This is a genomic window from Vibrio pomeroyi (assembly GCF_024347595.1).
In the GTDB taxonomy this organism is placed as follows: Bacteria; Pseudomonadota; Gammaproteobacteria; order Enterobacterales; family Vibrionaceae; genus Vibrio; species Vibrio pomeroyi.
The window spans coordinates 1,422,258-1,437,922 of record NZ_AP025506.1 but is presented as its reverse complement, the minus strand read 5'-3'; the positions used below and the strand labels follow the sequence as shown (position 1 = coordinate 1,437,922).

Sequence of the window (15,665 nt, the reverse complement as noted above, 5' to 3'; positions counted from 1 at the left end):
CCCAGTTGTATCAAGTGCTCATTTAGCCTGCAATTGTGACTCTATTTCGGCCATTTGACTTACTTTGGTAGAGCATGCTGTCCGCTTTTTGCATGATCTCTTCAGAGTCCTCGCCACTACGAATGGCAGCACCAATACTCAGGGTACAACTAAGTTGTCGACCTTTGTGTTCACAGTGAGAGTGACTCACGGTATTTAGAATGCATTCTAAATAACGATTCAACGCTTCATGATTTGAGATGCTAGAGATGATGCAGAACTCATCCCCCCCCAAGCGGAACAGGTCGTCCCCTTGTTTCAGGTTCACAGAAATCAACTTGATGACATGAATCAGTAAAGCATCGCCTGCCGGGTGACCAAACTCATCGTTAATGCCTTTGAACTTGTCGATATCAAACCCAATCAAACTAAAAGGTTGGTCTCGCTCAATCGCCTTGTCCAGCTTCTTATTGAAAGCGCGTCGGTTATAAATCTCCGTCAGGCTGTCGTGGTCAGCTAAGAAACGAAGCTCCTCTGTCCTTTTATCCAGCATTCGATACAAGCGCTCTTTTTCTCTGATTTGCATGTTAACGATATACGCCAACAGTAAAGAGATGGTTGTGCCAACCAAAGCGATTCCGGTTAATACAAGGTAACCATAAAAAGAGATGCACGAGTCGATCTTGTAGTCGATCTTCCAGTCACGATTAGTCAGTGCGATCGTTTTAGTAATATGGTGCCCAGATACCGCTTCATAACCTTCGGTTTCAAATAAGATTGGTGAATCCTCTGCCTCGAACCCGGTATCGGTAACACGAATATACACATCCATGTCACCCACCGCTGACGCCAAAAGGTTTTCAAAATAATAAGTGGTGCGCACTACACCAATCACAACACCGAGCAAATTGTCGCTTTCGCCTTCAAACACTGGGTGGTAAACCAACATGCCGCTCTTTGGGGTATCTCGATCTAGGCCGTCTTGTATCAGACGCACCTTATCTGAAATATTCGCTTCTCGGGTTTGTTTAATGTTTTCTAGAACACGTTTGAATCGCTCACGAGAAGAGTAAAAGCCAAGAACCTTGTCGTTAGCAGCAGTATTGGGATACAAGTCAGTCGCGATAAAAGCTGGCTCGCCATTTAAGACGTAGCCATAGGTTTTTGCTTCATGCTTCGGGATGGTGAACAGCTTATAAGATGGATACTTTTCTTTCATCTGAGCCGTATGTTCAGCAATCTCATCCGGCTCCACTTTTTGCATCCACTGCAAGCCAATCAGACTCTTTGAATCATTAATGGTTTGCTGAGCAAAACGGTCAAATTTATCCCAGTTCTCAGGATCATTCGAATAGAAGAAATTGGCGCCGGAACCTATGTAAGCCACATCATTGTCGATAAACGCTTCCAAGCTCAGTGTCTGGTGAGTAGCAAAGCTATTCAAATTCATATTCAGGGCGCGGTTTTGGTTCAGCGCGACTAATATAAAACACAACACAGTAATCAAAAAGCTGACCGAAAATACGACCAATGGGAGAGTTCGTCTCTTCAACCCTGTTAGAGGGTCGGTAGTGTGCGGCATAGATGTTCCAATTAGGCGTTAATGAGCTAAAAGTATATAACGGAAGGGATTCATGCTCCATTTCTGTTTCGTCTTAAAACTGACATAAAACGGGCATTGTTTACCTCTCGCTTACATCAGCGGCCAATATTCAGGCAAATCTCGGCTAAATTTCAAGCTAACACACCAAAAACACACTTGATTGAAAACATTAAATACCACTCTTAAGCCTTGAATATGCTAGTATCCATCCATATTTATAGCTTGAAAGTGACCATTTTGGCCTTGTGCCACTGCGTTCCTTTCCAACCTGTATATTCCTTTGAACCGACGAATATACCGTTAAATCAATTTTAAAGAGAAATCACTATGATCGTTGATTTGAACCTAATCCCACAAACGTTTGATATGCTTCACGCAGGCTTAACTGCATCAAGCGTTTTACTACTGCTTATTGCCGTTTCTCGTAAATCCAAAGTGGTTGAGAAAGTCGTAGAAAAACCAGTAGAAAAGATCGTTGAAGTTGAAAAGCCAGTTGAAAAAATTGTCGAAGTAGAGAAAGTTGTTGAAGTTGAAAAAGTGATCGAGAAAGTAGTCGAAGTTGAATCTAAGCTTGCTACAGCACCGACAGATTCTGCAATGCAACTTCTGTCTATCATGCAGCAAGAGGCGCGCTTAATCGACTTCCTAAAAGAAGACCTAACGTCATTCTCTGACGAAGAAGTTGGCGCAGCAGCACGTGTTATTCACACTGGCGGCCAAAAAGTATTAGCAGACTACGTAACGCTTTCTCACATCCGTAGTGAAGATGAAGAAACGCGCATCACGGTAGCTGAAGGTTTCAACCCGCAAGAAATCCGCCTAACAGGCAATGTAACGGGTAATGCACCATTCAACGGCACACTTGTTCACAAAGGTTGGAAAGCAACTGACATGAACCTTCCAAAACTTGCTGAGAACTATGATGCATCTGTGATTGCCCCAGCAGAGGTGGAGCTATAATGGAACACCAAAGTCATTCAGCTCAAGAGCATTCTTCTCAAGAGCATCAGGCACCTAAGTTCAGTGTTGGTATTGATTTAGGTACTACACACTGCGTTTTATCTTTCATCGATACGACCAATGAAGACGCTCGCGTTGAGGTAATGCCAATCCCTCAACTGACGGCTCCAGGTACAGTAGAAACTCGCAGCCAACTTGGCTCGTTCCTATACCAGCCGCACGAACATGAAATGAATGCGGGCTCTCGCGTTCTTCCTTGGTCTTCTGAGCCTAAAGCCCTAGTTGGTGCTATTGCGCGTAACCTTGGTTCGAAAACCCCTATTCGTTTGGTAGCCAGTGCAAAATCTTGGCTATGCCACGGTGGTGTAAACCGTCGTGATGCATTCCTTCCTGCAGGTAGCCCTGAAGAAGTGGAAAAGGTATCTCCGCTTAAGACTACTGAACTGTACCTTGAGCACCTTAAAGATGCTTGGAACCACGCGAACCCAGAACACAAACTGGCAGACCAAGACGTAACAATCACGGTTCCAGCTTCGTTTGATCCTGCTGCACGCGACCTAACAGCTGAAGCTGCACGTAATGTGGGTTTCACTCATCTAACGCTTTTAGAAGAGCCTCAAGCTGCTCTTTATAGCTGGATCGATAACAGCGATGACAAATGGCGTGACGAAGTTGACGTTGGCGACATCGTTCTTGTTGTTGATATCGGTGGTGGTACTACCGACCTCTCGTTAGTTGAAGTAACGCAAGACGACGGCAACCTAAGCCTGAACCGTATAGCAGTAGGTGAACACATCCTACTGGGCGGCGACAACATGGACTTGGCTCTTGCTTACCGCTTGAAGATGAAACTGGCGCAAGACGGCAAAGAACTGGCACCTTGGCAAGTTCAAGCGATGACTCATGCTTGTCGCGATGCTAAAGAAGCGCTTCTTAACGATGCTGAACTGCAATCTGTGCCAATCGTAGTACCAAGCCGTGGCTCTAAACTGCTTGGCGCGACACTGAAAACAGAACTGACTCAGCAAGAAGTTCAACAAACATTAGTGGACGGCTTCTTCCCTAAAGTTGCTGTAACTGAGCACCCTGTACAAAAGACGCGTGGCGCACTGACTCAAATGGGTCTGCCTTACGCTCAAGACGCAGGCATCACTCGTCACATTGCTGCATTCCTTTCTAAGCAAGCGAACGCGCTTTCTGGAAATAGCGAAGCCGCTCAACAAGATTTCAACCCGTTTGCAAACATGCCTGGTATGCCAGGTGCAGAAGCGCCTGCAGCTGACTTCATCAAGCCAACAGCAATCCTGTTCAACGGTGGTGTTCTAAAATCTAACCTACTTGCTGATCGTCTTTCAAACACCATCAACGAGTGGTTGATCAATGCTGATGCAGAATTTGCTAAACAGCTTTCAGGTTTAGACCTAGACCTAGCAGTTGCAAGCGGTGCTTCTTACTACGGCGCAGTACGTCGTGGTCAAGGCGTTCGTATCCGCGGTGGTATCGCATCTTCTTACTACGTAGGAATCGAGAGCGCGATGCCAGCAATCCCAGGTATGGCTCCTCCTATGGAAGCGCTGTGTGTTGCACCATTTGGTATGGAAGAAGGTTCAAGCGTTCAAGTGCCTAGCCAAGAGTTCGGTCTAGTGATTGGTCAGCCTGTTCACTTCCAATTCTTCGGTTCAACGACACGCCGTGAAGATGAAGCCGGTACTCACCTTGATCACTGGACACCAGAAGAGCTAGACGAGCTTCCTGAAATCCAAGTGACACTGCCTGTTTCTGAAGGCCGTCACGAAGGTGAAGTGGTTCCGGTTACTTTAGCTTCTCGCGTTACTGAACTAGGTACTCTATACCTAGAAGCGATTGCCACTGACAATGGTCAAAAATGGCACGTTGAGTTCGACGTTCGTGAAGATTCGAACAACGACTCAAGCGAAGAAGCATAATGAATCAACGGCACCTTAGCGGGTGCCGTTACTTTATCAGTACCGTTCCCAACCTAGTCCTGCCTGTATCTCAGGAATGACGTTTACGAATAACAACAATAAGACCAAAGCATCAGCAAACTGGTCATCACTCTGGAAGAATAAGGTTTTGTATGGCAACTCCTCGTTTTTTAGTCGGCATTGACTTAGGCACAACCAACACTGTGGTTGCCTACTGTGAAATCAACGACGACCTACAACACGCTCCCGTTTCTCTTTTCGATATCGATCAGCTCATCGGCCCCGGTGAAGTGGTTCGTAAGCCCTTACTTCCATCATTTCGTTACCACCCAGCACAAGGTCAAATCTCCCCTTCTGACCTGACGATGCCGTGGGAACCAAGCCCAGTACAAGGCGACATTAAAAATGTGATCGTCGGTGAATGGGCACGTGAACTAGGCGCTAAGGTCGAAGGCCGCCAAGTATCGAGTGCGAAGAGTTGGCTATCGCACCAAGCGGTGGATCGTAGCTCAGACATTCTCCCTTGGGCTGGCGCAGCGGATGTCGATAAAGTATCGCCGGTTGTCGCAAGTGCGAGCTACCTGAATCACATCCGCCAAGCGTGGAACTACCGTAATCCAAGCAACAAACTTGAAGACCAAGATGTTGTTGTAACGGTTCCTGCATCATTCGATGAGACAGCACGTAAGCTGACACTTGAAGCCGCAGAACTTGCTGGCTTAGGTAAGATTCTATTACTCGAAGAGCCTCAAGCGGTTTGTTATGACTGGTATGCTCGTCACCAACAAACGGCTGCGGAAGAGCTTCAACAGATCCCATTAATCTTAGTGTGTGATGTCGGTGGTGGTACCACCGACTTGAGCTTAATTGAAGCTAAATTCGATGCAAATAACGATGCGAGTAACGCTGGTCATAACGAGCTCGCTCTCGATCGTATCGGTGTTGGCGAACACTTAATGCTGGGTGGTGATAACCTAGATTTAGCCCTCGCTCACCAAGCCGAACAGCGCTTCAATCAAAACAAGAAGCTGAACGCCTCTAGCCTAACCAAACTGATTCAACAAACTCGCGCTGCAAAAGAGAGCTTACTTTCTGCTAATGCGCCTGACGATGTAAAGATCACCATGTTGGGTAGTGGCTCGAAGCTGCTAGGCGGCACCAAGAGTATTGGCTTAACCAAGCAAGAAGTTCATCAAATCGCTTTAGAAGGCTTCTTCCCTCTTTCTGAATTTACGGAAACACCAGACAAACGTCGCAGCGCCGTGGTTGAATTCGGCCTGCCTTACGTTGCCGATCCTGCGGTCAGTAAGCACGTTGCAGAATTCCTAACGACACACCAACAAGTGTCTAAAGCTGCACTGGAAAACTCTGAGTCTATTGAATTCGATGACACCAAGCCGGCTATCCCTGTCGGTGTGCTGCTTAACGGTGGTGTGTTCAACAGTGAACTTGTGACTGAGCGTATTACTCAGCTACTGGGCAATTGGAACGGTTCTCCAATCACAGTATTAGATAACCCTCATCCAGATTGGTCAGTGGCGTTAGGTGCAGTTGCGTTTGGTAAAGCTCGCCGTGGTGCACAACTGAAAATCGGTGGTGGTGCTGCTCGTTCTTATTTCTTACATCTACAAGAAAAGAACAAGATGGGTAAGGCACTGTGTCTCCTGGCCAAAGGTACTGAAGAAGGTCAAGAAATCCGTTTGAACAGCCGTCGCTTCTCGCTGACATTAGGCGAACCGGTTCGTTTTAACCTACTAACTTCAACACACGATCAAATCGCTCACGACACTGCCATCCAAAACGGTGTGATGGTGGATGTGGATGCCGATCTGTTCTCCCCTCTTCCACCTTATATTTCTACGTTGGAAGGTTCGGGCACTGCAGAGCTGCAAGCTAACCAGAAAGAACGTGTTGAAGTGCTACTCGCTTGTCAGTTAACCGAAGTCGGCACACTGAAAATGGAATGCGTGAGCACTGAAGACGACTCGAAACGTTGGTTGTTAGAATTTGAAGTCAGAAACAAACAGGGTGACGAATCCGATAACTCTAAACTTCATCCGAGATTGGATGAGTGTAAGGAACTGATTTCTCGCCTGTACAGCGGCAATAAAAAGAGTGCTGAATCGAAAGAGATCAAAACTCTGTCTAAAGATCTTGAGAAACGACTCGGTAAACGCGATGAGTGGGACTTCACGACTCTTCGTCACCTTTTCGATAGCTTCTCATTGGGTCGCAAACGTCGTCGCCGCTCAGAAGCACACGAGAAGAACTGGCTGCGTTTAGCGGGTTACTCGCTGCGTCCTGGCTTTGGTGATCCAACGGACTCATGGCGTATTGAGCAGATTTGGGGTCTTTACCAACAAAACATCCAGTTTAAGAACCACCAAGGTTGGACGGACTGGTGGGTATTCTGGCGTCGTGTTGCAGGTGGTTTAAACCAAGAGCAGCAAGAGACTATCTTGGCAGACATTGCTAAGTACCTTCACCCGGGCGCAATGAAGAACCCTAAAACGGCCAAAGATGCACAAGACAATGGCTATGAAGCCATGGTGCGATTGGCTGCATCGCTTGAGCAACTGGAAGTGGAAGACAAGGTACTGCTAGCAACATGGTTCTTAAGCAAAGCGATTAACCATAATCAGTTTGAGCAAGCGCACTGGTGGGCTCTGGGTCGATTGGCTTCAAGAACGCCTTTGTATGGCAGCCAACACAGCGTGATTCCTCGCGAGCAAGCAGAACAATGGTTACCCAAACTGCTTGAGCAGAACTGGCAGAAAGAGCAGATGATTGCCTTCGCTGCTGTGATGATTTGTCGTAAGACCGGCGACCGACAGTTTGATATCTCTGACGATTACCGTAATCAAGTTGTTGAGAAGCTGAAGCAAAGCAAGGTGCCAGAGTCTTGGTTAACACTCGTCAGTGAAGTAACTGAGCTTTCTGAAAGTGAGTCTAAGCGTGTGTTTGGTGATGCATTACCAAGCGGCTTAAGCCTAATCAATAACTAGGTTTAGAAACGATTAGCTTTCGTTGTTAATGGTAAAGAAGCTAACAAGAAAAGAAAAAGCCACTTTCGATTCGTTGAAAGTGGCTTTTTTATTGGTGGCTTAAGGCTGGTATGTGTCGTTGATCATCAGCTTTCGGGTTAAGAGCCTCAGCCGCGTTGCAGTTAATCATTGTTAATGTTTCGTTCCAGTTGGGTTGATAGGAAAATCCGTGTTTTCATAAATATCGGACAATTTTTTCGGTTTCTTCTCTTTGACTCCTTTCTGAGATTGGTTATGAGTTTCGCTTAAAAGCCATTCCTCATGCATTTTTGCTGAATCCAAAAACTCTGGATCCTCCATTGCTTCCTTGCGAAGTTTATTTACACGTTCGAGAGTATCCCAAATCATAATACTTCACCTCCACTAAGGCAGTACTATAAAGATAGCCCAAAGGCATAAAACTTCAACTAAGCCAATGAGATAGCGATCTCAATTTCGTAAATTTCCGTCTTTAAACGAGTAGGAATGCGATTCAATTTTCAAGGTCAAACAGTGGGTGTTTCGCAACAATCTTCAAAGATCCACCGGCACAAAAAAAGCGAGCTCGATGCTCGCTTTTTTCAGCTTAAAACTCGTTGTCAGATTATGCTCGGTTACCGATTTTCACAGTACCGTTTGTTGCAAACCACAGTGCTTCTGAACGACGGCGACCTAGTAAAATCGGGCCATCATCGTAGAACAAAAAGTTCTTCCAATGCTTCTTGAAAATCGCCCACTTGGTCTCAAGTACATTGTATTTTTCATAGCAAAAATAAACAGTTACGTCATCTTGCCAATCAATGAATTTCAAGATCTCTTCTGGCATTTCTGGCTCATCGGCTTCCCAATGTGCCATCCAGCTGATCTCTTCATTCCAGTTCGATGCTTTGCTCGGCCAGTCTTGCGAGCTTAGTCGTTCTGCGTCTGGGCTTTGAGGGCTTACGTTCTCTTTCCAGAACTGAGATGCTCTTGCCTGTGTCATTGGCTTAATCTTTTCCAAGTCCTCAGCGGGTAGTGGCATCGACTGGTGAGTGAAAATCCATTTTCTTTGGTATTCGTCCAAAGTTGTGTATGACATCAAAATTCCTCAAATTTCTTCTCAGGCTTATGGATTACCATGCCTATATGTTCTTTTTGATGCAGCGGCGATTAGAGATCGCTTGATATTCGCTGCCTTTAAATTCGTTGTTAGCTTGTTAACTTAAATACGCTTATTTTTTTAAATACGCATATTGGTAAATGCGTTCGTTGCTAACTACAACTGCGTCTAAACCTTGCGTCTGTCTTCCCAGTTCGGGTTAACTAACGCGGTCAGTATATGGTCTTCCCATTTACCGTTAATCTGTAGGTAGTCTTTAGCAAAACCTTCACGAACAAATCCAAGATGTTCCAACACACCAGCACTTCGCTCATTGTGAGGCATATAGCCCGCCATTAAGCGGTGCATGTTCTGCACATCAAACATGTAGTCCTTCGCCATGCTCAAGCCTCTGCGCATGTAACCGTGGCCCTGAGCGCGCTCTGCGAGTGAGTAACCAACGTTACACGCGTAGAACGGGAAACGGGACAAATTACTGAACGAAATCGTCCCTAACATTTCGTTAGAGTCTGCATTAATCAATAAACAGTAGTAGCCAAGCCCCATTTTATGAAGCTCGTTTAACTTAATTAGGCGCTGCGCCCAACCCGTTCTATCAAAAAACGCATCTTCGCGAATCGGTTCCCAAGGCTTAAGGTACTCTCGGTTAGTTTGAAAGTACTCGCTGATCATGTTCGCATCGTCTATCTCAGCGGTGCGTAGAATCAGGTTTCCATCGCGCTTATAAATGCGTTCTGGTGTGCTCAAATCTTCCATAATCTTGTTCTTATTCGATCAGTTCTTTCTGATACCGTAATCGCGCAGTTTGTTGGCAATTGAGGTGTGAGAAACATTCAAGCGTTTTGCTAGCTTACGGCTCGATGGGAACGACTGGTAAAGCTTCTCTAGAATCTGAGATTCATAGTCTTTCATGATCTCATCCAGAGACCCATCTAAGGTTAGATTCGCCATGCCTGCCGTCATGGTTTCTAACTGAGGCAAGTGGAATTGCTCAACCGTTAAGGTATCTGAATCCAACTCTGTCAGTGCGCGTAGAACCATGTTGTCTAATTGACGAATGTTACCTGGCCATTGGTAGTTACCAAGCTGGTCAATCAACTCTTGAGTAAGCTTTGGTTTTAGCATACCTAACTGCTGTGCGTACTTAGCAACAAACAGTTCCAATAATGGTGCGACGTCGTTAGAACGTTCACGCAATGCAGGGATAGACAGAGTCAGTACATTCAAACGGTAGAACAGGTCTTCACGGAATGAACCAGAATCAGCAAGTTCAGAAAGACGGTGACGCGTTGATGCGATAATACGAACATCAGCATGCATCTCTTCTTCTTCACCAACACGGCGGAATGAACCATCCTGTAGGAAACGAAGCAGTTTGATTTGTAGATGCGGGCTCATTTCGCCAATCTCATCTAAAAATACCGTGCCGCCATTCGCTTGTTCGAAAATACCTTTATGACCTTGCTCATGGTTGAATGACCCCGGAGCATGACCAAACAATTCGGTTTCTGCTACGTCATCAGGCATCGATGCACAGCTTAGAATCAAGAATGGGAAAGACGATCGATTTGATCGGTTATGACACGCTTTAGCTAGCATCTCTTTACCCGTACCGGTATCGCCTTCAATTAATAGCGGCTGATCCAGCATCGCCAATTTCTTAGCTTGGCTGATCAAGGCTTTATGGCGATTAGAGACACCAACAAAGTGTTCAAAACCAAGATTGTTCTGTTCTGGGATAGCATCTGGCGTGTTCATCTCTTGATTACAAGAACGAATCGTCATTACTGCACTGGCTAGCACTGCTTCGTTAACGTCGCCACCAAGATAAATAGGTAGGATCTCAATCGAGAAATCTAAACCATCCAACACCACAACTTCACGATGACGAGTCACATCGCCTTCGATCCAACGAGCAAAGTTAAAGCTAGGCACGAACGTCGATAGCGGTTCACCGATCACTTCGTCTTCTTGCTTGTTGAATAGATTTAATGCAGCGTGGTTTGCCATATCGACTGAGCCTTTAAGGTCAATCGCAATCACGGGGTCAGGTAGGTTAGCCAGCAGAGCAATCAGCTCTGTGTTATGCCTTTCGCTTGGCATAAATTGAATTTTACGTACATCCTTCACACCTGAAATTCGGCGAATTTCAGCCATAAGTTCACTAAAAGCATCAAAATCGATATCAGGGCAGTTTAAGTAAATAATACCTTTAACATCAATTTCGATTCCTCTTAAATCAATGCTTTTTGAGGCCAAGATATCGAGCAACTCACGCGTTAAGCCGAGTCTGTCTTCACACAATACTTCAAGACGCACAAATAGTCCTATTATAGGTGTCAGGATAAGTTGACAGTAGTGTGAATTAAGGTCTGAGTTCAGTCAAGAAGAAGAGTAAACATATGTTTACTCTTCGCTCGCAAACCACTCAATGTCATACATTTTGTTTCAAAGTGGTATGTACTATTTCAGCGTGATTCGTTTTATCTCAGAAAGGACGGCTTTTCGCATATCGGCCAGTTTCACTTTGCGCTCGTTATGCCAAGGCATTGGGCGAAGCAGTGTCATGGCTTTTAAGCCCAATCGTGCAGTCAGGATACCAACACCTAGCCCCTGCCCTGCACGCGCCGACACTTTACCTGCAAGATCCATCGAGACTAAGTCCATGCTCGCATCAATTGCCAGTTCACTTGCGCCCGCTGCCGCCATGTTGATTAACACCAACTTGAACAACTTAATGCGAGACCAGTAACCAAGCTCAATGCCATACACATCAGCGAGCTTGTCTATCATGGTGAAGTTACGCCATGCCACCAGCAACATGTCTGCCGCTGCTAAAGGGCTCACCGCAACTAAGGCCGCCGATTCGGTCGAGAACTTAGTCACGATTTGAGTCGCCACCTTATCTTGTTGGCTCACGACGAGTGCATCGTACATATCCAATACTTCAGAATCACTGTGTGCAGGGTTAATGCTGTTTCGCCATTTATCGTAAGCTGGAGACTCGGCAATAATACCGCCCTGCTTGGCGATGTTTTCACAGAATGCTTTGCCTTTACCAACACTTTGGCTTTGAATTAGCTCTTCACTCTGCTCTTGTATGCTGAAGTGATCTTTCAGCGAGCGCAGTTTCCACAGCTCTTTACCTATTGCACCTAAACCTAACGAAGCAATAGCAGCAATAAAGCCTGCCCAACCTAGCGCAAGCCAATCTGCTGACTGAATAGCGGTGATGACAGAATCAATCGCTTGCCAACCGACTAAGCCAGAAAAAGCGACTAACAAGCCTGAACCCAACCACTTTCTCTTTTTGCTAGGTCGAATAACTTGTTCCAATTGTTGCTCAGCTTCACCATCAAGATCGTCTTGCACTTGCGGTGCTACGGGAACAAATTTTTCTTGCTCAGTGAACAGTTGTTGAGCACCTAAATCACGACTAACTTCACTCTTATCTTGCTCATCAAAAGAGGTCTTCAACGGTTCATTAAAGACCTGCTTTGTTTTTAATTCACTCATTTTGATTGCCTCAATTACTTCAACTTATCGCCAATGAGATACTCTAAAACCTTGTCGACTCTTAAATGCTGGCAAGGCTCATCAGAGTGTTGTTCCATTGGCCTAAAGCTCGTGAAATCAAACTGGTTAGTTTCCCAATACTGTTTGTTCGGCAGCTTACGTGGCACCTCACCCGGATACATGGTTTGAGGCACGTTATCCAAGGTCACACCTTGCAGCGCAGGCACATTGTCTGAACCTGAAGAGATATAACCAGCACTGGTCGCTTGAATAGATGCGATGCTCATACAGCTCATATCGATATGTTCAAACGCTGCCTGTTGCCACGCAGGGTGTACCATCTGTTGTAACAGTGACACCAAGTTTGGATGCTGGTCTGGTGTTACGTGGTCGGCTTTGGTCGCTGCAAACAAAATCTTGTCGATCTTCGGTGCAAACAAGCGTCTTAGGATGTTACTTCGACCGTACTTAAAGCTCTTTAATAACTGCTCAAGTGCGCCACGCATATCCATGAAAGAGTCATAACCTGCATTGAGTGGCTGCAAACAGTCCACCAGCACGATTTGTCTATCGAACGTCGCAAAGTGATTCTTATAGAACGCCTTCACTACCTTTTGTTGATACTCTTCATAACGCGCTTTCAGCACGGCATAATTACTGGTTTTCGAGAACTTACCTTCCGGTGCAGCACACGGGAAAAACTGCAGCACAGGCGCGCCTTCAAGCTCACCCGGCAATACGAATCGACCCGGCTGTACCCAATGCAGTCCGTTACTTTTACAAGTATGAAGGTACTGAGTGTAGCTATCGGCAATCGCGACCAGTTTCTTTTCATCCGCTTCGGCTAACAAGTCGATATCACCGCGCAAGGTATTCCACTCTTGCGAATAGGTTTCTCTGTCACCTTTTAGCGCTGCGAATTGAGATTGGCTCCAAGTCTCGAAATCCATATCCAGTAGTGGCAAATCGAGTAACCATTCGCCCGGATAATCAACGATATCGAGATAAAGTGTGCTGTTTTTGCTCAGCAGCTTCTTTGCACCTTTAGCCGGCTTATATTTGATCGCTAATCGAATTTCACTGACATCACGCGTCGGCACTGGCCATTCTGGTGGCTGAGAAGTGAGTGACTCCATCGCTTCATCGTACGAGAAACGGGGAATCATCATGTTGTGCTGAGGGATACGCTTTGCACCAATAATCCTTCCATCTCTCGCTGATGAAAGAAGCGGTAAATTTTTGTGAGTAGAGGTATGAAGAAGCTGGTTAACCAACGAGGTAATAAAAGCTGTTTTTCCGGCACGAGACAGACCCGTGACCGCTACTCTAATGTGAGAATCCGTTCCTCTGCTTATAAAGTCACTCATTTCTTGAGTTAGGTGTTTCATTTGAACGACTCCGTGATAAATAGGCTAGCTGATTATGATAATAGAGAGGCAAGCCTATGTTCTTTCCCTGTTGGGATAGTTTGTATGCTTTTGCTTTTCTTTTGCTTATGTTGGTGAGTATGCAATACCCATTCTTAATGCTAGATGAATAAAAGCCCCTGACTACATTCATAATCAGGGGCTTTGAATTTTTTCGTTGATGTCGGACTAATCGTCTTCTATCAGCTTGTAGATAACAAACAGTGTTATCTCAGAAATCAACCACAATACACATGTGATAGTTACGTATTTTTCGTTAAAGATGCTGATTCCGTGCAAGATCAAATCGTAACCAATGAAACTACCAATCACCACTGCCAAGATAATCTGTAGGATCTGAATAAAACGAGGCATTCCTCTCTCCTATGTTCTTATATCAAACGATGTGTTTATCACTATATCATTGATAATAAGACAAAAGTGCAGATAATGCTGCACTTTTGTCTTTAACTTTCTGTCAAAATTTGCAATTCAAACAGTGAAGCCAACATCCATTACGATTTTTTGGCTTCGTTTAATTAAGCTTTTTCAGCTTCAGCAATTTTCACTTTCCACGTGTCAGGGCCGATCTGGTGTGCGTTAGCACCCGTTGAATCAACCGCAACCGTTACTGGCATGTCTTCAACTTCAAACTCGTAAATCGCTTCCATACCAAGATCTTCAAACGCTACCACACGTGCTTTTTTGATTGCTTTCGCTACTAGGTAAGCTGCGCCGCCGACTGCCATCAAGTAAACCGCTTTGTGTTCTTTGATTGACTCAACCGTTGCAGGACCACGCTCGGCTTTACCGATCATACCCATGATGCCTGTTTCGTTTAGCATCATGTCTGTGAACTTATCCATACGTGTTGAGGTTGTTGGACCCGCAGGACCTACCGCTTCATCGCCAACTGCATCAACAGGGCCAACGTAGTAGATGAACTTACCTTTGAAATCAACGCCAGCTGGAAGGCCTTCGCCGCTTTCTAGCATGCCTTGGATACGTTTATGTGCTGCATCACGGCCGGTTAAGATCTTACCTGATAGAAGAACAGTTTCGCCTGTCTTCCACTCTTGTACGTCTTCTTTGGTTACTTCATCGAGGTTAACACGACGCGTGTTTGCGCCCGCTTCCCAAGTGATGTCTGGCCACTCTTCTAGCTTAGGTGGCGTTAGCTCTGCTGGGCCGCTGCCATCTAGTGTGAAGTGAACGTGACGAGTCGCTGCACAGTTCGGGATTAAGCAAACTGGCTTAGATGCTGCGTGTGTTGGTGCTGTTTTGATTTTCACATCAACCACAGTCGTTAGACCGCCAAGACCTTGTGCACCAATACCCAGTTTGTTTACGCGGTTGAAGATATCTAGGCGAAGCTCTTCTTCTGCGTTCTCGGGACCTTTCTCGATAAGCTCTTGGATATCGATATGTTCCATCAAAGATTCTTTCGCAAGTACCGCTGCTTTCTCAGCTGTACCGCCGATACCTATGCCTAGCATACCCGGTGGACACCAGCCCGCCCCCATGGTTGGTAGCGTCTTCTCTACCCATTCTGCAATATCGTCAGAAGGGTTCAGCATAACCATCTTAGTTTTGTTCTCAGAACCGCCGCCTTTTGCTGCGATTTGGATTTCAACTTTGTTGCCCGGAACCATATTAATATGAACAACCGCTGGCGTGTTGTCTTTAGTATTAATACGCTTACCTGCAGGGTCCATTAGGACAGATGCACGCAATGGGTTATCTGGGTTGTTGTAAGCTTGACGAACGCCTTCATCAACCATCTGTTGTACTGTTTGATCCGTTTCCCACCTAACATCCATACCGATGTTCACGAAACAAGTAACAATACCCGTATCCTGACAAATTGGACGATGGCCTTCCGCAGACATACGCGAGTTGATAAGAATCTGAGCGATCGCATCTTTAGCTGCTTGGCTCTCTTCTTTCTCGTACGCTTTTTCTAGGGCTTGGACAAAGTCTAAAGGGTGATAATAAGAAATGTACTGAAGTGCGTCAGCGACACTGCTGATCACATCTTGCTTACGAATAACCGTCATTGCATGCCTCTTTATTGTTCTGGTTCCATGTGGGTTCACGGTTTGGCTTTTATGCCGAATCGAATTAGTGGGTTTA

Annotated in this window: 12 protein-coding genes; 3 read left to right on the top strand and 9 right to left on the bottom strand. The window is 45.7% G+C overall.

What is annotated here, in order from left to right; all coding sequences use genetic code 11:
* Positions 1–22: 22 nt before the first annotated feature.
* Entirely contained in the window at positions 23–1,561 is a 1,539-nt protein-coding gene (locus tag OCV12_RS06375) for a sensor domain-containing diguanylate cyclase (RefSeq protein ID WP_261885648.1), read from the bottom strand.
* Positions 1,562–1,909: 348 nt separating this feature from the next.
* On the opposite strand from OCV12_RS06375, the gene OCV12_RS06370 reads away from it, so the two are divergent.
* The 3 genes from OCV12_RS06370 (at position 1,910) to OCV12_RS06360 (ending at position 7,493) form a co-directional block, all read left to right on the top strand.
* Complete coding sequence (locus OCV12_RS06370) at positions 1,910–2,542, top strand: DUF2760 domain-containing protein (protein WP_176681494.1); 633 nt, start codon at positions 1,910–1,912, stop codon at positions 2,540–2,542.
* Positions 2,542–4,488, top strand: a complete 1,947-nt coding sequence (locus OCV12_RS06365) for an Hsp70 family protein (protein WP_261885647.1) — start codon at positions 2,542–2,544, stop codon at positions 4,486–4,488. Before OCV12_RS06370 ends, OCV12_RS06365 begins: the two co-directional genes overlap by 1 nt.
* Positions 4,489–4,640: 152 nt before the next feature.
* Positions 4,641–7,493, top strand: coding sequence for an Hsp70 family protein (locus OCV12_RS06360; protein ID WP_261885646.1), 2,853 nt, complete (start codon positions 4,641–4,643; stop codon positions 7,491–7,493).
* 171 nt (positions 7,494–7,664) lie between these two features.
* On the opposite strand, the gene OCV12_RS06355 is transcribed toward OCV12_RS06360, so the two are convergent.
* The 8 genes from OCV12_RS06355 to OCV12_RS06320 form a co-directional block, all read right to left on the bottom strand.
* Entirely contained in the window at positions 7,665–7,880 is a 216-nt protein-coding gene (locus tag OCV12_RS06355) for a hypothetical protein (protein WP_161672636.1), read from the bottom strand.
* A gap of 235 nt (positions 7,881–8,115) precedes the next feature.
* Positions 8,116–8,589 (bottom strand): DUF2947 domain-containing protein, encoded by a 474-nt coding sequence (locus OCV12_RS06350; protein ID WP_261885645.1) that lies wholly within the window; start codon positions 8,587–8,589, stop codon positions 8,116–8,118.
* Between the two features lie 189 nt (positions 8,590–8,778).
* Positions 8,779–9,366: a ribosomal protein S5-alanine N-acetyltransferase gene (gene rimJ, locus OCV12_RS06345; RefSeq protein ID WP_210444576.1), complete on the bottom strand. Its 588-nt coding sequence runs from the start codon at positions 9,364–9,366 to the stop codon at positions 8,779–8,781.
* 18 nt (positions 9,367–9,384) lie between these two features.
* Positions 9,385–10,929 (bottom strand): transcriptional regulator TyrR, encoded by a 1,545-nt coding sequence (gene tyrR, locus OCV12_RS06340; RefSeq protein ID WP_261885644.1) that lies wholly within the window; start codon positions 10,927–10,929, stop codon positions 9,385–9,387.
* Positions 10,930–11,073: 144 nt separating this feature from the next.
* Positions 11,074–12,126: a YcjF family protein gene (locus tag OCV12_RS06335; protein WP_261885643.1), complete on the bottom strand. Its 1,053-nt coding sequence runs from the start codon at positions 12,124–12,126 to the stop codon at positions 11,074–11,076.
* Between the two features lie 14 nt (positions 12,127–12,140).
* Positions 12,141–13,514, bottom strand: coding sequence for a YcjX family GTP-binding protein (locus tag OCV12_RS06330; RefSeq protein WP_261885642.1), 1,374 nt, complete (start codon positions 13,512–13,514; stop codon positions 12,141–12,143).
* A 207-nt stretch (positions 13,515–13,721) separates the two neighbouring features.
* Positions 13,722–13,907: a hypothetical protein gene (locus OCV12_RS06325; protein WP_010441392.1), complete on the bottom strand. Its 186-nt coding sequence runs from the start codon at positions 13,905–13,907 to the stop codon at positions 13,722–13,724.
* A gap of 164 nt (positions 13,908–14,071) precedes the next feature.
* Positions 14,072–15,589, bottom strand: a complete 1,518-nt coding sequence (locus OCV12_RS06320) for a fumarate hydratase (RefSeq protein WP_176681501.1) — start codon at positions 15,587–15,589, stop codon at positions 14,072–14,074.
* Positions 15,590–15,665: the final 76 nt, after the last annotated feature.